General features: G+C 57.3%; 22 protein-coding genes. 9 read left to right on the forward strand and 13 right to left on the reverse strand.

Annotated features, from left to right (window positions below):
* Positions 1–19 precede the first annotated feature (19 nt).
* The 3 genes from licT to EGK14_RS03485 all read right to left on the reverse strand — a co-directional run bounded on the left by licT (position 20) and on the right by EGK14_RS03485 (position 3,155).
* Positions 20–883 carry a BglG family transcription antiterminator LicT gene (gene licT / locus EGK14_RS03475; RefSeq protein WP_125287667.1) on the reverse strand — a complete coding sequence of 288 codons (864 nt, stop codon included), beginning with the start codon at positions 881–883 and terminating at the stop codon, positions 20–22.
* 160 nt (positions 884–1,043) lie between these two features.
* The gene (locus tag EGK14_RS03480; protein ID WP_125287668.1) at positions 1,044–1,373 is read right to left on the reverse strand and encodes a hypothetical protein; all 330 of its coding nucleotides are present in this window, start codon (positions 1,371–1,373) and stop codon (positions 1,044–1,046) included.
* A gap of 162 nt (positions 1,374–1,535) precedes the next feature.
* Positions 1,536–3,155 (reverse strand): ABC transporter substrate-binding protein, encoded by a 1,620-nt coding sequence (locus tag EGK14_RS03485; protein ID WP_125287669.1) that lies wholly within the window; start codon positions 3,153–3,155, stop codon positions 1,536–1,538.
* 166 nt (positions 3,156–3,321) lie between these two features.
* On the opposite strand from EGK14_RS03485, the gene mpaA reads away from it, so the two are divergent.
* Positions 3,322–4,029, forward strand: coding sequence for a murein tripeptide amidase MpaA (gene mpaA, locus EGK14_RS03490; protein ID WP_125287670.1), 708 nt, complete (start codon positions 3,322–3,324; stop codon positions 4,027–4,029).
* Here mpaA and ycjG read toward each other — a convergent pair.
* Positions 4,009–4,989 (reverse strand): L-Ala-D/L-Glu epimerase, encoded by a 981-nt coding sequence (gene ycjG / locus EGK14_RS03495; protein WP_125287671.1) that lies wholly within the window; start codon positions 4,987–4,989, stop codon positions 4,009–4,011. The genes mpaA and ycjG overlap by 21 nt on opposite strands.
* A gap of 158 nt (positions 4,990–5,147) precedes the next feature.
* Between ycjG and tpx the strand changes: the two genes are divergently transcribed.
* On the forward strand, positions 5,148–5,651 hold the full coding sequence (gene tpx / locus EGK14_RS03500) for a thiol peroxidase (RefSeq protein ID WP_125287672.1): 504 nt from the start codon (positions 5,148–5,150) through the stop codon (positions 5,649–5,651).
* A gap of 33 nt (positions 5,652–5,684) precedes the next feature.
* Here the strand turns inward: tpx and EGK14_RS03505 are convergent, their stop codons facing one another.
* The 8 genes from EGK14_RS03505 to pspA all read right to left on the reverse strand — a co-directional run bounded on the left by EGK14_RS03505 (position 5,685) and on the right by pspA (position 12,117).
* Entirely contained in the window at positions 5,685–6,392 is a 708-nt protein-coding gene (locus EGK14_RS03505; RefSeq protein ID WP_125287673.1) for a LuxR family transcriptional regulator, read from the reverse strand.
* 57 nt (positions 6,393–6,449) lie between these two features.
* Positions 6,450–8,018, reverse strand: a complete 1,569-nt coding sequence (gene tyrR / locus EGK14_RS03510) for a transcriptional regulator TyrR (protein ID WP_125287674.1) — start codon at positions 8,016–8,018, stop codon at positions 6,450–6,452.
* A 91-nt stretch (positions 8,019–8,109) separates the two neighbouring features.
* Positions 8,110–9,147, reverse strand: a complete 1,038-nt coding sequence (locus EGK14_RS03515) for a YcjF family protein (protein ID WP_125287675.1) — start codon at positions 9,145–9,147, stop codon at positions 8,110–8,112.
* Positions 9,144–10,541 carry a YcjX family protein gene (locus tag EGK14_RS03520; protein ID WP_125287676.1) on the reverse strand — a complete coding sequence of 466 codons (1,398 nt, stop codon included), beginning with the start codon at positions 10,539–10,541 and terminating at the stop codon, positions 9,144–9,146. Before EGK14_RS03520 ends, EGK14_RS03515 begins: the two co-directional genes overlap by 4 nt.
* A 49-nt stretch (positions 10,542–10,590) precedes the next feature.
* A complete protein-coding gene (gene pspD, locus EGK14_RS03525) occupies positions 10,591–10,815 on the reverse strand; it encodes a phage shock protein PspD (RefSeq protein WP_125287677.1) in 225 nt (74 codons plus the stop codon).
* Between the two features lie 16 nt (positions 10,816–10,831).
* Positions 10,832–11,173 carry an envelope stress response membrane protein PspC gene (gene pspC, locus EGK14_RS03530; protein ID WP_125287678.1) on the reverse strand — a complete coding sequence of 114 codons (342 nt, stop codon included), beginning with the start codon at positions 11,171–11,173 and terminating at the stop codon, positions 10,832–10,834.
* Positions 11,170–11,397, reverse strand: coding sequence for an envelope stress response membrane protein PspB (gene pspB, locus EGK14_RS03535; protein WP_125287679.1), 228 nt, complete (start codon positions 11,395–11,397; stop codon positions 11,170–11,172). Before pspB ends, pspC begins: the two co-directional genes overlap by 4 nt.
* 54 nt (positions 11,398–11,451) lie before the next feature.
* Positions 11,452–12,117, reverse strand: a complete 666-nt coding sequence (gene pspA / locus EGK14_RS03540) for a phage shock protein PspA (RefSeq protein WP_125287680.1) — start codon at positions 12,115–12,117, stop codon at positions 11,452–11,454.
* 155 nt (positions 12,118–12,272) lie between these two features.
* Between pspA and pspF the strand changes: the two genes are divergently transcribed.
* Positions 12,273–13,265, forward strand: coding sequence for a phage shock protein operon transcriptional activator (gene pspF, locus EGK14_RS03545; protein ID WP_125287681.1), 993 nt, complete (start codon positions 12,273–12,275; stop codon positions 13,263–13,265).
* A 6-nt stretch (positions 13,266–13,271) separates the two neighbouring features.
* On the opposite strand, the gene EGK14_RS03550 is transcribed toward pspF, so the two are convergent.
* Positions 13,272–13,793, reverse strand: a complete 522-nt coding sequence (locus tag EGK14_RS03550) for an O-acetyl-ADP-ribose deacetylase (protein ID WP_125287682.1) — start codon at positions 13,791–13,793, stop codon at positions 13,272–13,274.
* Positions 13,794–14,254: 461 nt separating this feature from the next.
* Here EGK14_RS03550 and sapA point away from each other — a divergent pair, with 461 nt between their 5' ends.
* From sapA to EGK14_RS03585, 6 genes are all read left to right on the forward strand, one after another.
* The gene (gene sapA, locus EGK14_RS03560; protein ID WP_125287684.1) at positions 14,255–15,877 is read left to right on the forward strand and encodes an ABC transporter substrate-binding protein SapA; all 1,623 of its coding nucleotides are present in this window, start codon (positions 14,255–14,257) and stop codon (positions 15,875–15,877) included.
* Positions 15,874–16,839, forward strand: coding sequence for a putrescine export ABC transporter permease SapB (gene sapB, locus EGK14_RS03565; RefSeq protein ID WP_125287685.1), 966 nt, complete (start codon positions 15,874–15,876; stop codon positions 16,837–16,839). Before sapA ends, sapB begins: the two co-directional genes overlap by 4 nt.
* Positions 16,826–17,716, forward strand: a complete 891-nt coding sequence (gene sapC, locus EGK14_RS03570; protein WP_125287686.1) for a putrescine export ABC transporter permease SapC — start codon at positions 16,826–16,828, stop codon at positions 17,714–17,716. Before sapB ends, sapC begins: the two co-directional genes overlap by 14 nt.
* Positions 17,716–18,708 carry a putrescine export ABC transporter ATP-binding protein SapD gene (gene sapD, locus EGK14_RS03575; RefSeq protein ID WP_125287687.1) on the forward strand — a complete coding sequence of 331 codons (993 nt, stop codon included), beginning with the start codon at positions 17,716–17,718 and terminating at the stop codon, positions 18,706–18,708. Before sapC ends, sapD begins: the two co-directional genes overlap by 1 nt.
* Entirely contained in the window at positions 18,708–19,514 is an 807-nt protein-coding gene (sapF, locus tag EGK14_RS03580) for a putrescine export ABC transporter ATP-binding protein SapF (RefSeq protein ID WP_125287688.1), read from the forward strand. The genes sapD and sapF overlap by 1 nt, the downstream gene beginning before the upstream one ends.
* A gap of 190 nt (positions 19,515–19,704) precedes the next feature.
* A complete protein-coding gene (locus EGK14_RS03585) occupies positions 19,705–20,841 on the forward strand; it encodes an oxidoreductase (protein ID WP_125287689.1) in 1,137 nt (378 codons plus the stop codon).
* The last annotated feature ends 4 nt before the right edge of the window (positions 20,842–20,845 follow it).

A 20,845-nucleotide genomic window follows, 5' to 3' on the forward strand; every position in this document is an offset into this window, starting at 1 on the left:
TTGCCAGCGCCTGCATGGGCTAAGCCTCATCCTCACTTTCTTTTAACGCCAGCGTCTCTTTTCTGACCCGCTCAATATGAATGGTCAGAAACATGCGTTCTTCCGTTCCCAGCGTATAGGCATAATTTTTTACGGTATGACGGTCAATCTTTTCTACGCAGCGATAGGCCTGTGGGTAGCGGTTGCGTACCACGTCGTGCAGCGAGCGGTCGTCACTGGCCACGCCGTTTTTTCCCAACATCCGCTGGGCAAAGAACTTGAGATGGGTGACAAAGCGGTTATAGCTTAGCGAGTCAGGCTGGTATTCGATCTGTAAATGGTATTTCACAATATCCAAAATTTGCTGCATAAACCGCGTGATAGCGTGCACTTCCGGCATGGCGCTATGCAGCTGCGCGTTAACCAGATGCAGCGCAATGAAACCCGCTTCGTCTTCTTCAAGACGCACGCCCAGCCGCTTCTCAATAGTCGTCAGCGCCGCCAGGCCAAGCTCGTACTCTTTAGGGTAAAGCGAGCGAATTTCCCAACGCAGCACGTTGCGCAAGGGAATTTGCTGCCGCTGGCGCTGAAGCGCGAAGTGGATATGATCGGTCAGACCGATCGCCACGCTCTCATGCAGAGTGGTGGTCAGCACCCGCCTCGCCTGCGCGATAATACATTCGCTAACGGCAAGCACCTCTGGCGGGATCTCCATCAGTAGCTCGGCTAACCGCCCTGTCAGCTCGCTGCTTTGCAAGGCAAAGACTTTTTCCACCCGCGCGGGATCCAGCCGCTCGCCCGGTCGTTTCTGAAAGGCCAGCCCGCGCCCCATCACGACCTGCTCTTTGCCCTGTTTATCCAGCACTATCGCCACGTTGTTATTGAGTACTTTGATAATATCCATTTAGTTACCCACAAATAAAAAAACCTGACGTTCGGTTCGCGCCGATGTCAGGTTTTGCCTGCAGCGAAGCAGTAGCAATCCAGTCGCTACCATAGATCATTGCGGGGGTAGCTCAAGTACGGCGTGATAAAACTGTGAGATCTCTCGTAAATAGCGTTTTTCAGCCCGGCAGCATGGCGGAACATTTGGTTTTTTCCAGCTGTTTCAACTGGATCATCCGCTGGTCGGCATGCTTCTGCGCCAGACTTTTCGCCACGCCGTTACCAATGCCAAAGTCTCCGATAAAGCCGAGGACGGTCAGGCCGCTGAACTCGCCGGTTTTATCAATCTGCTGCTGTACCTGCTGCTGACTGGCAATTTCCTTTTGCACTGCCGGACAGTCCAGGGTCGTTTTTTGTACTTCACTCACCGAGGGTGAGGAGGGATAGTGTTTCAACGCGCAGCCGGATAGCAGCACTATTAAAGAAAGCAGCGTAACGATTTTAGTCATAAAGCACCTGATAACGGGGAGTCACTGTCCGCTATTATCTCTCGTCAATCGGATAACGATGCGTAAAGCACCTGCACGATTAGCTGGTTTATTGAGCGTTAGCGAAAAGCCCGCCTGTGGCGATGCTGCTATGGCCGGAGCGAGAGCTGCTCCGGCCTGTTCTTAGTTATGCTTAACGATATAAAGCATCCGGCTGTACGCCACGTCCTCCGGGTTCGTTATCGGATAACCTTTGACCCATGGCTTGATCAGGCGGCCGTTAGAGAGTTGATAAAGAGGCGCGATGGGCACCCGATCCGCCAGGATTTGTTCCGCCCGATTGTAATTATCATTACGGATACCGGCATCGGTTTCCCGGCTCGCTTTGGTCAGCAAGTCGTCATAGGCCGCATCTTTAAAGCGCGAAATATTGCCGCTGTGGCTGGCGGTCAGCAGGCTCAGAAAAGAGGACGGCTCATTATAGTCGCCCACCCAGGAAGCGCGGATCACATCGAAACTGCCGCTGTTGCGGCTGTCGATATAGGTTTTCCACTCCTGATTCTGTAGCTTCACGTTAACGCCCAGGTTTTTCTTCCACATAGACGCGACGGCGATGGCGACCTTCTGATTGTTTTCAGAGCTGTTATACAGCAGCGTCAGGCTGAGCGGGTGCGTTGGCCCGTAGCCCGCCGCCGCCAGCAGCGTTTTAGCCTGGGCGTCCAGCTCTGCCTGAGCGTGCTGCTGCAAAAAGCCCGGCTGTGGCTTAAAGCCGTTGGTGACGTCCGGGGTAAAATGCCAGGCGGGTTTCTCGCCGGTGCCCAGCACTTTCTCCGCAATAATGCGGCGATCGATACTCCACGAAAGCGCTTTGCGCACGCGCACATCCGCCGTCGGCCCCTTCTGCGTGTTAAAAGCGTAGTAATAGGTGCCCAGCTGATCCGGCGTATACACCTCGTCAGGGATCTGTTTTTTCAGCAGGCCATACATGTTTTTAGGAAAAGATTCGGTAATATCGATATCGCCTGCGCGGTAGCGTTTGGTCGCGCTTGACTCCTCGTTGATGGGCACGAAAGTTACTTTATTAATGACGCTATGTGCGTTATCCCAATAGCGATCGTTGCGCACCAGCACCAGCTTTTCATTTACCACCCTTTGCTGCAATTTATAGGCACCGTTGCCTGTCAGCCTGTCGGGCTGCGTCCAGGCAGCACCCTGCTGCTCAACTACTTTTTGCGGTACCGGATAGAGGCTGAAGTTAGCGGTCAGGCTGACGAAGTAAGGCACGGGCTTGTCCAGCGTCACTTTCAGCCTGTGGTCGTCCAGCGCGCTAACGCCCAGCTTATCCGGCGTCATGTCGCCTTTGGTGATAGCGGCAGCGTTAGCGATCCCGGCCAGATCGGCAAACCAGGCGAAGGTGGAGGCGGTTTTCGGGTCGACCAGCCGCCGCCAGCTGTAAACAAAATCGCTGGCGGTCACGGGATCGCCATTCGACCAGCGGGCATCCTTACGCAGCGTGAAAATCCAGGTTTTATTGTCGGTGGTTTGCCACTGGGTCGCCACGCCCGGCACGCTTTCGCCCTGCGCGTTTTGATTAGTCAATCCTTCAAAGAGATCGCGGATAACCTGGATCTCCGGCAGCCCTACCGCCTTAGCGGGATCGAGCGAGGCGGGTTCATCTTTGATATGCCGAACGATTTCCTGGCGAGCGGCCAGTTCGGTGCCGGCCGGCACCTCTGCAGCGCAGAGAGAAGCGCTGACGCTCAGGGCCAGCAGCGTCAGCGTAAAACGAAAAGCGTTCCTCATCAGGATACCTCAGTCAGGGCAACGGAATTTAGAGGGAACTTTAGCGCAACTGATTGTGATAATTACAGCATTTTCCGGCTCGTCAGTTCACAACACGGAAAACATCCTCCTTTCAGTACGCCGAGTCTGCTATAAAAAGCTTTTGGACAAATCCTCTGGAGTCACTATGCCTCAGAATCATCCACGGCCCCGGCGCGGCAAGCTGGAGGCCGATCGCCTGCGCTATGGCAGCAGCGTGCTGGGCGCCCCCCTGCTCTGGTTTCCCGCGCCGAATGCGGATGATGCCAGCGGGCTGATCCTGGCCGGGACACACGGCGACGAAACGGCGGCGGTGATCACCCTTTCCTGCGCCATGCGCACGCTGCACGAAAGGCATCGTCGCCATCACGTGGTGCTGGCGGTTAATCCCGACGGCTGCCAGCTTGGCCTGCGGGCAAACGCGCGCGGCGTGGATTTGAACCGTAATTTTCCTGCGGCTAACTGGCAGCCGGGCGAGACAGTTTATCGCTGGAACAGCGCGGCGAATGAACGGGACGTGACGCTTTCCACAGGGGAAAGCGCCGGATCAGAACCGGAAACGCAGGCGCTGTGTGCGCTGATCCACCAGCTTAAACCCGCCTGGGTAGTGAGTTTTCACGAGCCGCTGGCCTGCATTGAGGATCCGCTCGACAGCGAGGCGGGACGCTGGCTGGCCGAAAAGATGGGCTTGCCGCTGGTGACGTCTGTCGGCTACGCCACGCCAGGCTCGTTCGGCAGCTGGTGCGCTGATTTAGGGCTGCCGGTGATCACCGCCGAGCTGCCGCCCGTTTCGGCAGACGAGGCCAGCGAAAAATATCTGACCGCGCTGGTCGAACTACTGAGTAAGACTTTCTGAAAGCGCGATCCTGCCGCAGCGGAACGGCAAGGCGGTCACGTCCTGCGCCAGCCAGGTAGGCCCGTCCAGATCGACAAAGCGGGCCGTGCCGGCCAGCGGCAGCGCGGCGCGAATGGCTCTGGAGGTGCAAAGCATACAGCCCAGCATCACCTCCAGCCCGGCCGTTTTGGCGGCGGCGGCCAGCGCCAGCGCCTCGGTCAGCCCGCCCGTTTTATCCAGCTTGATGTTAATCATTTCATAACGTCCCGCCAGCTGAGGCAGGCTTTCGCGGGTGTGGCAGCTTTCATCGGCGCAGATCGGCAGCGGGTGGATAAAGTTGGCCAGCAGCGCATCGTCCGCCGCCGGTAAGGGCTGTTCAAGCATCACCACGCCCAGATCCGCCAGCAGCTGACAGCGCGCCGCCAGGCCTTCGCTGTGCCAGGACTCATTGGCATCGACGATCAGCGTGGCGTCCGGCACGGCGGTACGGATAGCCACCAGCCGTTCCGTGATCATCGCGTTGTCCATTTTGATTTTCAATACCTTCGCGCCGTTCTGCCACAGCGCCAGCGCGCCGCTGGCCATAACTTCCGGCGAGTCGATACTGATGGTCTGAGCCATTTCCACCACATCGGGACGCACAACATGAGTCATCCGCCACAGATCGCTGTTTGCCCTGCGGGTTTCCAGATCCCACAGCGCGGAGTCGATAGCATTACGCGCCGCGCCAGCGGGTAACACCTGCTGTAGCTGCTCGCGCGTCATGCCCTGCTCCAGATCTTTGGTCAGCGCCGTGATTTGTGCCTGCACTGAAGCCGCCGTTTCACCATAGCGCGCATAGGGCGTAGCCTCGCCGGTGCCGACGATCCCCTCTTCCTCCAGTTCCACCACCAGCACGTCCGCTTCGTTGCGGCCGCCGCGTGCGATAACAAAAGGCGCGCGCAACGGCCAGGTTTCCGGCCAGACTTTGACACTTCTCATTAAAGGTTCCTTTTGGCAGAGCAATGATTCTTTCCACACCATAGCCATTCCACGGGGATTTTGACAATAAAGCGGGAAATGTTGTGTTTAGCGCTGTTGGAGTTTAGCCCCATAGCTTACACTCAGACATTCGTTTACCGCGTTAATAAGGAAAAGTTATGACTCAGACCGTACATTTTCAGGGCAATCCGGTCGCCGTGGCAGGCGAGCTGCCGACGCCGGGCCAGACCGCGAAACCATTTACGCTGGTAGCTAAAGATTTTTCTGATGTTTCGCTCTCGCACTATGCGGGCAAGCGCAAGGTGCTGAATATTTTCCCGAGCGTGGACACCGGCGTTTGCGCCGCCTCGGTGCGTAAATTTAATGAGCTTGCCGGAAAGGTAGAAAACACGGTAGTGCTGTGCATTTCTTCCGATCTGCCATTTGCCCAGTCGCGTTTTTGCGGCGCGGAAGGCCTGAATAACGTGGTTACGCTTTCCACCCTGCGTGGCGAGACGTTTAAAGAAGCGTATGGCGTGGCGCTTAACGACGGTGCGCTAAGAGGACTGACGGCGCGTGCCGTCGTCGTGCTGGACGAACAGGATAAGGTGCTGCATAGCCAGCTGGTCGATGAAATCGCGACCGAGCCGGATTATGACGCCGCACTGGCCGTGCTGAAGTAATTCGCCGGGCCGGTCGCCGACCGGCCTCTTTCATTATTGCACCGGCTTTACCAGCTTAAGCTCCACGCCCAGACAAACTGCCTGCCTGGCATTGGCCACACCCAGTTTTTTCACTATATTCGCCATATGAAATTTAACCGTGGTCGTTTTAATGCCCAGTATCAATCCGGTTTCCTCATAGGTCTTACCCACGCTGGCCCAGTAAAGGATCGCATTTTCTCTGGTGGTGAAAAGCGTGGCTGGCGCCGACTCGCTTTGGGACGATAAAGCCAGGGAAAGATATTTTTCATGCAGGGCAGCCAAAAATAAATTCAGCCGGCTCTGGTGAAACTGAAGAAGATGTTGAATTTCTTCTGATACCTCTTTATTAATAAGTAGCGACAGCATAGCCAGATTATTATTGTAATCATGAAGAACGAAGGTATAGCCCTCACTGATACTGTGCTGCGCCGCTTTACCCAGCAGTCCGCTGCCATGATGATAATTTTCCGCTTTGATTTGCTCATTCCATGCAAATGGCGTCAGCCGTCTTAAAGCGGTAATGACTACCGGATCGGTGCATTGCAAATTATTTTCATAGTAGTGTTTCACCCACTTTTCCGGATAAGTTGTGGCATAGAAAGAAAGCAACATGCTCTTTTTTTCCATGACCACGTAAGCCCAGGTGAAATCACCAATTTTTTTTAATTCTTCTGTAATTTCATTTTCGATAACGGCGCGGATATGAACATTATTATTCATTAATAAATCCTTTTCCTGCTCATAAATCAAAAGCAGAGCCGAGGCTCTGCTTTTTAATTATTTCCCTTCACTGTCCGCTTTTTTACTCAGTCCATATTCCCTCAGCTTGTTGGCGATAGCGGTATGCGAGACGCCAAGACGTTTCGCCAGCTTACGCGTGCTGGGATAAGAGAGATAAAGTTTGGTCAGCACCGAGCGCTCAAAGCGGCTGGTAATGTCGTCGAGCGATCCTTCCATTGCCTCTTCGCCAAGCTGAATATCCATCGAAAACTCCGGCAGAACGATATCCTGCGGCCGCAGCTCGTAGCCTTCCAACTGGGTCAACGCGCGATAAAGCGCGTTTTTCAGCTGGCGGACGTTGCCGGGCCAGGTATAACGGCTAAGAAAGGCATTAAGCTGAGGAGAAAGCCTGGGTCTGGCGACGCCCTGCTCGTCGGCAAAACGCGCAACAAACATTTCCGTCAGCGGCAAAATATCCTGAGGACGATCGCGCAGCGGCGGCAGATTCAGCGTCAGCACGTTCAGTCGATAAAAGAGATCTTCGCGAAACTCGCCGCGCTGCACCATTTCCGTCAGGTTTTTCTGCGTGGCGCAGATTACCCGCACGTCCACGTGCACTTCATGCTCTTCGCCCACGCGGCGGAAAGTGCCGTCGTTCAGAAAACGCAGCAGCTTGGTTTGCATTCTTGGCGACATCTCGCCTATCTCGTCCAGCAGCACCGAGCCGCCGTTGGCCTGCTCAAAAAAGCCCTTTTTGCCTTCCAGCGCGTTGGGATAGGCGCCGGCGGCATGACCAAACAGCTCGCTTTCCGCCACGTCGTCCGGCAGCGAGGCGCAGTTCAGCGCCAGGAAAGGTTTTTTACCGCGGGCGCTGCGCAGATGGCAGGCGCGTGCCAGCATATCTTTGCCGGTGCCGGTATCGCCTACGATCAGCAACGGCGCATCCAGCATCGCCAGCTTGCGTGCCTGCTCCACGACCTGACGCATTTTTGGCGTAACCGCCACGATATGCTGAAACTCGCTGTCGTCATTAACCGCCAGGTTCTGTAACTGTTGGCCCATCCGGGCGGTGGATTTAAGCATGACTACCGCGCCAGCGGGCCGGTCTGCCTGTTCGTGATCGCCTGCGGTAAAAATAGGCGTAATTTCCATCAGAAAGTCGCGCCCCTGCAATATCACATGGTGCGCCTGCGGCTCGAGGCGTTCGTTTTCCAGCCAGCGCTGAAAATTAAAGCCGCCAATCAGCGCGCCTGCGCCGTAGCTGCGCATTTTCTCTTGGTTAAGCGAAAACAGCGCCTGAGCCGCCGGATTCGCCAGCTCGATTTTGCTTTTCATATCGATGGAAAACACCGGCTCCGGCAGCGCAATCAGCAGCGCGCTCAGCGCCCGATGTTCGCGTTCCGACGGTAAAAACGCCACCGTACGCACGTCGGTGACGCTGGTAATACGACGGATTTCCGCCATCAGCTGGCTGAACTGCTCGAAGGGCACAGCTGAAAAGTTAAGGTAGATGCGGCCGATTGAGGCAATCTCGATACCGCGCAGGTCGATGTTCCTTTCAACCAGCAGATCGAGCAGTTCACGGGTCAGACCAAGTCGGTCATGGCAAAAGACTTCCAGACGCATGTATAAACCTTTATCAATTCCGGGCGGATATTAATAATACCCCATTGCCGCAGGGGTCAGAAGCGTTCTGGAAGGAAAAGTTGACAGTTGCCTACTTCTGCAACGTCTCTTTCAGTTTCACCACCAGGTCGCGCCGGAAATCGCCCAGCCTCGGCTTGTCGCCTTCCAGCCAGGGCAGCGGACGGCACAGCTCCATGGTCTTGATGCCCAGACGGGCGGTCAGCAAGCCTGCGCCGATACCCTGCGCGGCGCGAGCGGAGAAGCGCGCGGCAATGTCCTGCGACATCCAGTCCATACCCACTTCCCGCACCAGCTCGGAAGCGCCAGCGAACGCAATGTTTAACAGCACCAGCCGGAACAGACGAATGCGGCTGAAATAGCCCAGCTCGATGCCGTACAGCGCGGCGATGCGGTTAACCAACCGCAGGTTGCGCCAGGCGATAAACGCCATATCCACCAGCGCCAGCGGGCTGACGGCGATCATCAGCGTTGACTCGGCGGCGCTGCGGCCGATTTCGCGTCGCGCCTGGTTATCCAGCATCGGCTGCACTATCTGCGCATAAAGCGCCACCACCTCGCGATCGTTATGCGTTTCGTGCAGCGAGGCATGCCAGCGTTGTAGCGCCGGGTTGGCCCGATCCAGCCCGGCCTGGCGCGCCAGCCTTTCACAAAATTCGCGCCCTTTGCCCATGCTTTGGCTGTTTAACAGCTCGCGGCCGATATCGCGCTCTTCGGCCCGCTCGCGTAGCCGATAAAGCCGTCGCCACTCGCCTGTCAGGGAACCGGCTCCGGCCACGACGATCAGTCCGCCCGCCGCGCAGCCTCCCAGAGCGATCCAGTCCTGCGCCTGCCAGGCCTGATAAGTCCACTGTACGCCCTGCGCCACCACGCTCAGGCCAAACAACGCCAGGCCGGTTTTCACCAGCGTACGCCACAGGCTACGTTTGGGTCGCAGCGCGGCCTCGACCGCCTTTTCGCCCGCGTCTTCCTCTTCGACATGCGCTTCCGGCTCCGCAGCGATAAAGCTCGCCTCCTGCGGGGTAAAATGTCTGGCGGATTTTATAGCGGCGTCTTTTTCCTCGGTCAGCGGCTGCGCAAAGTCGATACGCGGTTTGAGCGGTGCGTTCATCGCAGTTTATCTCCCAGTAAAAATTCCAGTGCCGCGTCCAGACGGATATGCGGCAAAGCCCTGTCTGCGTCCAGCTGCTGCGGCCTGAACTGTTCAAAATGAAACCCCTGCTGCTGCCAGAATACGTTGCCCGGCAGGCGCGGCGGTACCTCGCCCGGATAGACGGTTAGCGGCTCGTTGTCGCTCAGCCGGTGACCGCGCAGCGCCGGTATCTTTTCGCCCTGATGATCGACCAGCCCGCTTTGCGTAGCCTGCACCGACGCCAGGCCCAGGCACTCCATATCGATACCCTCAAAAGCAGCATTCTGCCATGCATCCTGTACCAGCTGCTGCAACAGTGACACCAGGTTGGCGTGCTGATCGCTGGTAACGTGATCGGATTTGGTGGCGGCAAACAGGAGCTTATCGATTACCGGCGAGAAAAGGCGGCGGAACAGCGTGCGCTGGCCGTAGGAAAAGCTTTGCATCAGCTGTGTCAGCGCCAGCCTCATATCATTAAACGCCTGTGGCCCGCTGTTAAGCGGCTGCAAACAGTCCACCAGCACGATTTGGCGGTCAAAGCGCAGGAAGTGGTTTTTATAGAAGTCTTTGACCACGTGCTGGCAATAGTAGTTATAGCGCGCGCGCAGCATCCCGATATTACTGTTGGCATCCGCCTGCGCCAGCCTGGAGGCGTCCGCCTCTTCCGCCTGCGGCCAGGGGAAAAACTGTAAGGCTGGCGCGCCGGCCATATCGCCCGGCAGCACAAAGCGGCCAGGCTGGATAAAGTGCAGCCCTTCCCGTTTACACTTATGCAGGTAGTCTGTCCACGCCGCCGCGATTGCCGCCAGCCGGTTTTCATCCGCAGGCGCAAGCGGATCCAGACCGGCGCAAAGCTTGCGCCATGGCGCCGACCAGCCGGCTCGATCGCCATTCAACAGCCCCGTCATCTGTCGCGACCAGCCGAGATAGTCCTGCGCCAGCATGGGCAGATCCAGCAGCCATTCGCCGGGATAGTCGACAATTTCGAGATAAAGCGTGGAGGCATCTTTAAAATGGCGCAGCAGAGATCCCTGCGAGCGATAGCGCAGCGCCAGACGCATTTCGCTGACCCCGCGCGTCGGCGTCGGCCAGGCGGGTGGCTCGCCATACAGCTGCGCCAGGCCTTCATCATAGGTAAAGCGCTGAATACCCATATCGCGCTGCGGCACGCGCTTAACGCCCAGCAGACGGCCTTCCCGCGCAGCGGAAAACATCGGCAGACGCGCGCCGGCGTTGACGTTAAGCAGTTGATTGACCAGCGAGGTGATAAAGGCCGTTTTGCCGCTGCGGCTCAGGCCGGTGACGGCGAGGCGCAAATGGCGATCTGCGCCCCGGTTCATTAATGAAAGCAGTTCTGTCTGAAGTCGTTTCATTGGTCCATATCCTTAAGGCCGACGGCTCAGAATAGCATAGCCGCGACGTTCAGGGTTTGTTCCAGCGCGCCGTTGCGCCCCGCAGCGCACGGCGAATAAGCGGTTCCAGCGCCCAGGCTAATATAATTTTCAGCGGCCGACGCGCGACGGATTTTACCGCCCAGCCGGTCAGGCCGGCCGGGCCGTAGCTTAACGCGCCCAGCAGCACGAACTTACCGGCCTTTTTCAGCGTGGGCGCGGCGTTGCGGTGTAAAGCAGATTGCCAGTTACGCATGGTGTTCTCCGGGCGCCTACAGCTGACGGAATCGGCTGCGCACGCTAAAGGTTTCAGAAGTGACGTAGCGTTCTATATCGCGTACGCCTGGCTCTCCGCCGCGCAGCTCCGCCTCCAGCTGGTCTAAAAGCATATGTGCCGTCGGGGCGTTTTCCTCCGCGCTTTGCGGCTTCTCGTCCAGCACAAAGGCCAGCAGAAAATAGGCGAGCAGCGTGAGCATAAACAGGCCAAAGATCATCGACAGCACGACGATAACCCGCACCAGCCGAACCGGGATATCCAGATAGTCGGCGATCCCGGCGCAGACGCCTTTTACCTTGCCGCGCGCGGGAATGCGGTAAAGTTTCCTGCTGCTCATGGCTGCCTCCAGTTAGGGTGTTCAGCGTCGAGGATCTCCTCCAGCGCCTTGATACGTTCGCGCATCCTGCGGGCATCCTGAGTCAGCTGCTGCAGCCTTTGTAGCTCGCCTTGCGACAGTGTGGCATCACTGTTTTGACGCTTGCTGTAGTGCAGCCATAGCCAGACGGGCGCTACAAACAGCATAAATATCGTCAGCGGGATCGCCAGAAATAACGCGCTCATTCATTCTCCTTGAATTGATATGCCGGGCATTCCGGGGAATGCCACCGGCAAAGATTATTCGCTACGGTTCATTTTTGCCTTCAGCGCCGCCAGCTGCTCAGAGATGGCATCATCGGCCTGAAGATCGGCGAATTGCTGATCCAGCGTTTTCTTTTTGCCAAAGCTGTGGCTTTCCGCCTCGGCTTCCATATGGTCGATGCGGCGCTCAAAGGATTCAAAACGCGCCATCGCCTCGTCAATTTTACCGCTGTCCAGCTGGCGACGCACGTCGCGGGAAGAAGACGCGGCCTGATGACGCAGCGTCAACGCCTGCTGGCGAGCGCGCGTTTCGCTCAGCTTTTTCTCCAGCTCGCCGATTTCGCCTTTCATGCGAGTCAGCGTTTCTTCGACCTGTTCGGCTTCACGCGTCAGCGAGGCAGTCAAATCGCTCAGTCTTTGTTTCTCAATCAGCGCGGCGCGAGCCAGATCGTCTTTATCTTTACGCAGCGCCAGCTCCGCTTTCTCCTGCCATTCGGCCTGCTGGATCCCGGCCTGCTCAATGCGGCGCTGCAGCTGCTTTTTCTCTGCCAGCGCGCGGGCCGAAGTGGAACGCACTTCCACCAGCGTATCTTCCATTTCCTGAATCATCAGGCGCACCAGCTTTTGCGGATCCTCTGCTTTTTCCAGCAGCGAATTGATGTTGGCGTTCACGATGTCGGCAAAGCGAGAAAAAATACCCATAATCTTCATCCTCTTAAATTAGTTTTGGCGTTACGAGTATTACTATTCAAATCGCGTGCCAACTTTTATCTTATTGATTTTACTTAATTACGCCGGTTTACAGCCGCGCATTGTTTCTCTAAAGTGGCGTAATTAACCAATACCTGGTGAAAAAAATGGAAAAAGAAACGCTGCTTGGCGAATCGAATAATTTTCTGGAGGTGCTGGAGCAGGTTTCACGCCTGGCACCGCTCAATAAACCGGTGCTGGTTATCGGCGAGCGCGGTACCGGTAAAGAGCTGATCGCCAGCCGGCTGCACTATCTTTCCGAGCGCTGGCAGGGTCCTTTTATTTCATTAAACTGTGCGGCGCTGAACGAGAATCTGCTGGACTCCGAGCTTTTCGGCCACGAAGCCGGCGCGTTTACCGGCGCGCAGAAGCGCCATCTGGGCCGGTTCGAGCGCGCTGACGGCGGTACGCTGTTTCTGGACGAGCTGGCGACGGCGCCAATGCTGGTACAGGAAAAACTGCTGAGGGTGATTGAATATGGACAGCTGGAACGCGTCGGCGGCAACCAGCCTTTGCAGGTCAGCGTGCGGCTGGTCTGCGCCACCAACGCCGATTTACCGCAGCTGGCCGGGGAGGGAAAATTCCGCGCCGATCTGCTGGACAGGCTCGCTTTTGACGTGGTGCAGCTGCCGCCGCTGCGCGAGCGTCGTAGCGATATCCTGGTGATGGCGGAGCATTTTGCTATTCAGATGTGTCGGGAGCTGGGCCTGCCTTTCTTTCCCGGCTTCTCGCCAGGGGCGCGGCAGGCTCTGCTGGACTATGGCTGGCCGGGCAACGTGCGGGAACTAAAAAATGTGGTGGAACGGTCGGTCTATCGTCACAGCGAAACGGAGCAGGAGCTGGATACCATTATTATCAATCCTTTTCAGCGCCTGTATGCTGCCCCCACAGCGCCAGCCGCTGAGCGGCTGCCCGCACTGCCGCTGGATCTGCGCCGCTGGCAGAATCAGCAGGAAAGGGATCTGCTGCAAAAGAGTTTAAAGCAGGCGCTCTACAACCAGCGTCGCGCGGCAGATTTGCTGGGCGTCACCTATCATCAGCTGCGGGCGATGATGAAAAAGCACAACGTGGAGATCGGCGCTGAAGACGGCGAGCTATAGGCAGTTTTAGCCGCGCTGCTGGAGCAAATTGTGCCAGATAGCGTAACTCTCCTGCTCAAAGCAGACGATATTGACCTGTTCTACCGCCTCGTTCAGCCTGGCGGAAATCGCTTCAAAAGCAATTTCTGCCGCCAGCGTTTTAGGGAAACGATAGATGCCGGTGCTGATATTAGGAAATGAAACGGATTTAATTTTATAGTCGTCAATCAAATCGAAGCAGCGGTGATAAGCGCTACGTAACCGATCCGGCTCGCCGTGCTGTCCGCCGTTCCACACCGGCCCCACGGTATGGATAACGTAACGGGCAGGCAGGTTGCCCGCACCGGTGATCACCGCATCGCCTTCCTTACAGCCGCCCTGCCGGGCGCGGATCGCCTTACACTCTTCCAGAATGGCCTGGCCCCCGGCGCGATGTATTGCGCCATCCACGCCGCCCCCGCCCAACAGCGATGAATTAGCCGCGTTGACCATCGCCTCTACAGGAACTTGCGTGATATCACCCTGTAATAATTTAATTTTATCAGACATAAGCGCCTCCCTTTAGCTACCAGTATAGTCGGCCATAGCCTCTCTTTCACCGCGGCACGGTCGTAAACCACCGCAGAATGCGCAAAAAAAAAGCCCGCGCAGGGCGGGCTAAAAATACTGGAAGCAATGTGAGCAATGTCGTGCCCTTCTCCGGTAGAGCCACCGTTGAAGCACAGAAGAATAATAATCATTCTCACACACAGCTGTAAAGTATTTATTGAGAATAATTCTCATTACCACACTAAGATCGGGCGTATTTCGCCAAACTGATCTTGCCCGCTGTTAAATAATACCCGGCGTTTTGCCCGGCGCGGTGCAATGTTTCATCAGTAACAAACGGGCAGCAGTTCCAAAGCACAGCACGTCCCGAGTATGAAAAAACGTCAGTTGTCCCCGCAAACTTTGGGGGAGCACCAAGAGTGCGGTACACTGTGAGGATTGCCTGATATTTCAGATGACCTATGCGCAAACTACTCTGCACTTTTCTTGTCGGCCTTAGCCTGTTCAGCGCTTTGGTTGCCGCCGCTCCGCCGGAAAACATCCGCCAGAGCGGCTTTGTCTATTGCGTGAACGGCGCGGCGACCACCTTTAATCCGCAGCTGGTCAGCGGCGGGCTGGTGGTCGATACGCTGGCCGCGCAGCTTTACGATCGCCTGCTGGATGTCGATCCCTATACCTATCGCCTGATCCCGGAACTGGCGGCAAGCTGGGAGACGCTGGATAACGGCGCTACCTATCGCTTTCATCTGCGGCACAACGTGTCTTTCCAGAAAACGGCATGGTTCACCCCTGGCCGACCTATGAATGCGGACGACGTGGTGTTCAGCTTTCAGCGTATTTTCGATCGCAACTCCGCCTGGCATGGCGTCAACGGCGGCAGCTATCCCTATTTTGACAGCCTGCAGTTCGCCGACAGCGTTGCCAGCGTAAAAAAGCTGAGCAGCGACACGGTCGAGATCCGGCTGAACGCGCCGGATGCTTCCTTTCTGTGGCACCTGGCGACCCACTATGCGCCGGTGCTTTCGGCTGAATATGCTGCGCAGTTGAGTAAAGTCGATCGGCAGGAGCTGCTGGATCGCCAGCCTGTCGGCACAGGGCCGTTTAAGCTTAGCGAATACCGCACCGGCCAGTATATCCGCCTCGCCCGCCATGCTAATTACTGGAAAGGAAAACCGCGGATGCCGATGGTAGTGATCGATATGGGCGCGGGCGGCACCGGGCGCCTTTCCAAACTCCTGACCGGCGAATGCGACGTGCTGGCCTATCCTGCCGCCAGCCAGATTTCGGTGCTGCGTGACGATCCGCGCCTGCGGCTGACGCTACGGCCAGGGATGAATATCGCCTATCTGGCGTTTAACACGCGCAAAGCGCCGCTGGATCGCGCCGAGGTGCGCCAGGCGCTGGCGCTGGCGATCAACAATGAGCGGCTGATGGAGTCCGTTTACTACGGCACGGCGGAAACGGCGGCTTCTATTTTGCCACGTGCTTCCTGGGCTTATGATAACAACGCGCGCGTCACCGAATACAATCCACAAAAATCACGTGAGATGCTTAAGGCGCTGGGCGTGGAAGATCTCCAGCTGACGCTGTGGGTACCGGCCACCTCGCAGGCCTGGAACCCCAGCCCGCTGAAAACCGCCGAGCTGATCCAGGCCGATCTGGCACAGGTTGGCGTCACGGTCAAAATTGTGCCCGTCGAGGGGCGCTTTCAGGAAGCGCGCCTGATGGAGATGAATCACGATCTGACGCTAACGGGCTGGGCTACCGACAGTAACGATCCCGACAGTTTTTTCCGCCCGCTGTTAAGCTGCGCCGCTATCGGCTCGCAGACCAATTTTGCGCACTGGTGCGACGCCGCTTTTGACGAGACGCTACAAAAAGCACTGCTCTCGCAGCAACTGGCGTCGCGCATCGAGTACTACGGCAAGGCGCAGGCTATGCTGGCGCAGTCGCTGCCGGTGCTGCCGCTGGCCTATTCGCTGCGCCTTCAGGCCTATCGCCACGATATTCACGGCCTGGTGCTCAGCCCGTTTGGCAACGCCTCTTTTGCCGGCGTTTACCGCGACCCAAGGACCAAGCCATGATTATCTATACGCTGAGAAGGCTGGTGCTGTGGCTTGTGACGCTATTTTTGCTGACGGTGGTCGGTTTCAGCCTGAGCTATTTTACGCCCCACGCGCCGCTACAGGGCGCTTCGTTTAGCGATGCAATACTGTTCTGGTATCAGGGACTGATGCAGTTTGATTTCGGCGTATCCAGCATTAACGGCGAGCCGGTTTCCCTGCAGCTGCTGGAAGTCTTCCCCGCTACGCTTGAGCTGTGCATTCTCGCTTTCGTGCTGGCGATGGCCGTTGGCATCCCGTTTGGCATTGCCGCCGGCGTGATGCGTAACCGCTGGCAGGATAAAGCGATCAGCGCACTGGCGCTGCTGGGCTTTTCAATGCCCGTATTCTGGCTGGCGCTGCTGCTGACGCTTTTTTTCTCACTGGATCTGGGCTGGCTGCCGGTTTCTGGCCGCGTCGATCTGCTTTATCCCATGAAAAACATCACCGGTTTCGCACTGATTGATGCCTGGCTGAGCGACTCGCCCTGGCGACACGAGATGTTAAAAAGCGTGCTGCTGCACCTGATATTGCCGGTGACGGCGCTGGCCGTGGCGCCTACTACGGAAGTAGTACGTCTACTGCGTATCAGCACGCGCGAAGTGATGGAGCAAAACTATATTAAAGCTGCCGCCACTCGCGGTCTTTCACGGCTGACCATTATCCGCCGTCACGTGCTGCATAATGCGCTGCCGCCGGTTGTGCCACGCCTGGGCCTGCAATTCTCTACCATGCTAACGTTGGCGATGATCACGGAAGTGGTGTTCAGCTGGCCAGGTCTGGGGCGCTGGCTGGTGGACGCCATCAGGCAGCAGGACTACGCGGCGATCTCCGCAGGCGTAATGATGGTTGGCGGTCTGGTGATTACCGTCAACGTGCTGGCCGATATTCTGGGCGCGCTGACGACGCCGCTGAAGCATAAGGAATGGTATGCCCTCCGATAACATTTACGCCGAAAAACGGCTGCCCAGCACTTTCCGCAGCACCTGGCGGCTGTTTTATCATGACACCACCGCGATGATCGGTTTCTACCTGTTTATCGCGCTGCTGCTGCTGTGCCTGTTTGGTCGCCTGCTTGCGCCTTACGGGCTGGCGCAGCAGTTTTTAGGTTATCAACTGCTGCCGCCTTCCTGGTCGCGCTACGGCGATGTTTCATTTTTCCTCGGCACGGACGATTTGGGGCGCGATCTGCTGAGCCGCCTGCTGAGCGGCGCGGCGCCAACGGTAGGATCGGCTATCGCCATTACCGTACTGGCCTCGCTTTGTGCCATGGTGCTGGGCGTTTTTGCCGGACTCACCAGAGGATTACGTTCGGCGGTGATGAACCATATTCTGGATACCTTTCTTTCCATTCCTTCACTGCTGCTGGCTATCATCGTAGTGGCGTTTTTCGGCCCAGGTTTAAGTCATGCCTGGCTGGCGGTATTCCTGGCGATAATTCCTCGTCTGGTGCGCTCGGTCTATACCGCCGTGCACGACGAGCTGGAAAAAGAGTATGTCACCGCCGCCCGACTGGATGGCGCCTCCAGCATGAATATTCTTCGCTATGCGATTTTCCCTAATATCCTGGCGCTGCTGGTTTCAGAATTTACCCGAGCGCTGTCGATGGCTATCCTGGACATCGCCGCGCTGGGCTTTCTGGATCTGGGCGCGCAGTTGCCTTCTCCCGAATGGGGAGCCATGCTTGGTGATGCGCTGGAGCTGATTTATGTCGCGCCCTGGACGGTGATGCTGCCCGGCGCGGCGATAATGCTCAGCGTGCTGATTGTCAATTTGCTGGGCGACGGTATTCGTCGCGCCATCGTTGCGGGAGTTGAATAATGCCGCTGCTCGATATTCGTAATCTGACCATTGAGTTTATGACCGCCGATGGCCCGGTAAAGGCGGTCGATCGCGTCAGTATTACGCTGACCGAAGGGGAAGTTCGCGGCCTGGTGGGCGAATCCGGCTCGGGCAAAAGCCTGATCGCCAAAGCGATCTGCGGCGTGACCAAAGATAACTGGCGGGTTACTGCCGATCGTATGCGCTTTGACGATATCGACCTGCTTAAGCTGTCGCCGCGCGAGAGGCGTAAACTTGTCGGGCATAACGTGTCGATGATTTTCCAGGAGCCGCAGTCCTGCCTTGATCCTTCTGAAAGCGTGGGTAAACAGCTAAAACAGGCTATCCCCCGCTGGACGTGGAAAGGCCGCTGGTACCAGCGTTTTCGCTGGCGGCATCGTCGCGCTATCGAGCTGCTGCACCGCGTGGGCATCAAAGATCATAAAGATATTATGCGCAGTTTTCCCTATGAGCTGACCGAAGGCGAATGTCAGAAAGTGATGATCGCCATTGCGCTGGCTAACCAGCCGCGCCTGTTGATTGCCGATGAACCCACCAACGCGATGGAGCCGACGACGCAGGCGCAGATTTTCCGTCTGCTTTCCCGGCTTAATCAGAACAACAACACCACGATTTTGCTGATCAGTCACGATTTGCAGATGCTGAGCCACTGGGCGAACCGCATCAACGTGATGTATTGCGGCCAGACGGTGGAAACCGCCACCAGCGAAGATTTAATCGTGCAGCCGCACCATCCTTATACGCAGGCGCTGATCAGGGCGATGCCGGACTTTGGCCGTTCGCTGCCGCATAAAAGTCGTCTGAACACCCTGCCCGGCGCTATCCCCTCGCTGGAGCACCTGCCCATCGGCTGCCGTCTGGGGCCGCGCTGCCCTTATGCACAGAAAAAATGTATCGAAACGCCCCGCCTGGCGGGTGGAAAATCGCACCTGTTCGCCTGTCATTTCCCGCTGAATATGGAGAGTCAGTAATGGTTGAAACGCTGCTGGAGGTACGCAACCTCAGTAAAACCTACCGTTACCGAACCGGCCTGTTCCGGCGTCAGCATGTTGAGGCGGTCAAAGAGGTCAGCTTTACGCTACGCGAAAGACAGACGCTGGCGATTATCGGCGAGAACGGCTCCGGCAAGTCGACGCTGGCGAAAATGCTCAGCGGCATGATTGAGCCGAGCGCGGGCGATATCCTGATTGACGATCGCCCGCTGCAATACGGCGATTACGGCTACCGCAGCCAGCGTATCCGCATGATTTTTCAGGATCCGTCCACTTCGCTGAATCCACGCCAGCGCATCGGCCAGATCCTGGATTTTCCGCTGCGTCTGAATACCGATCTGACCGCTGAAGCGCGGGAAAAGCGCATTATCGCCACCCTGCGCCAGGTCGGTTTGCTGCGCGATCACGCCGCTTATTATCCTCATATGCTGGCACCGGGACAGAAGCAACGCGTGGGCCTTGCCCGCGCGCTGATCCTGCAACCTAAGGTGATTGTCGCTGACGAGGCGCTGGCCTCGCTGGATATGTCGATGCGCTCGCAGCTGGTTAATCTGATGCTGGAGCTCCAGGACAAGCATGGCATCGCCTATATTTATGTGACGCAGCATCTGGGCATGATGAAGCATATCAGCGATCAGGTAATCGTTATGCATCACGGCGAAGTGGTGGAGCGCGGCAGCACCGCCGACGTATTGGCCTGCCCACTGCACGATCTGACGAAAAGGCTGATTACCAGCCACTTTGGCGAAGCGCTGACGGCGGACGCCTGGCGTAAAGATCGTTAGTCCCGCTCTTTTAAACGCCCGTTCCGCCAGGAATGGGCGAATTTCCAGCCGGTTCCGCTGTTTCTTTCACCATTATGCTTTTCCGCTATTTATTAGCACCGATCGGTCTTTGTCGGTTATTCCGCTTGCGCGAGGATAGGCTTGCCCTCCGGTCCGTACTCAGGGCCAGCCAACTTGAAAAGGAATGACTATGGAACAGCGTCGGCTTAAAAGCCATAGCCACTGGTATCACGAAACCCAGGCCACGCTCGCCGGCCGGGCAGAGCCTTTGGTGCCCGAGGCCGCTGATATTGAAGACCGTTTTTTGCTGGGACTGGCCGCGCTTTGTGAAGGCGAGCTGCGGCAGACGCTACAGGAAGCGCAGCCCGCGCTGCTGGCTTCCAGAGATCTCTACTCGCTGCTGTTTCCTTCGTCGTTGACTGCCTCGCTGACGCATACGCTGACGTTATACGATCGTCTCAGCACCGCACTTACCGTGGCGCAGGTAACTGGCGTTCAGCGCCTGTGTAACCATTACGCCGCTCGCCTCAATCCGCTAAGCGGCCCGGACTCCTCACGTGAGAGCAACCGTCGCCTGACGCAAATTACCGAATATGCCCGCCAGCTGGCGATGCAGCCGACGCTGATTGACGAGGCGGCATTGCAGCGGCTGGATGAGGCAGGCCTGACCGCGCCGGATATCATCACCTTTAGCCAGATTATCGGCTTTGTTTGTTATCAGGCGCGAGTGGCGGCTGGCGTGCATGCCCTGCTCGCCCTGCCGGTTCGCTGGATGCCTGGCGTAACGGTTCCGCCAGATGCGGACGAATGTGGCTTTACCAGCCAGCATAGCTGGCAGCCCCGGCTGACGCCCGTTGAGCTGCGTTACGCCACGCACAGCCAGCTGGAAGCGCTGACCTTCTGCCAGCCGCAGCAGGCGTTAAGCCGCAGCGCCTGGCTGCTGGCGCACGACGGGGACGCCCTGTACGGCTGGGGACAGCTGATTAAGGTGCTGGAAGAGCGAACGACGACGCCGGAAGGCCGGCTTGCCGCCGCCGTAGCCGCACGGATCAACGGTAGTGCAGCCTGCTTTAACCGGTACGCGCCGGAAGCGCTGCGTAGCGCGTTGAAAAAAGGCGTTGATGACGCGATCGAAAGCGCCAGCGCCGTCGATCGGACAGTGATACAGACCGCCGCGCAGCTGACCCGCTCGCCGGAGCGCTTCAGCGCCGCGCATTTACAGCCGCTGGAAGAGGTGGGTTTTTCGCTGCAGAAAATGATGAACGTGATTTTCAGTACGGCGCTGGCAGGCTGGAATAACCGGCTGATGCAGTCGCTGGGGAGTTAGCGTT

The sequence above is a fragment of the Erwinia sp. 198 genome (assembly GCF_003937915.1).
Classification (GTDB): domain Bacteria; phylum Pseudomonadota; class Gammaproteobacteria; order Enterobacterales; family Enterobacteriaceae; genus Erwinia; species Erwinia aeris.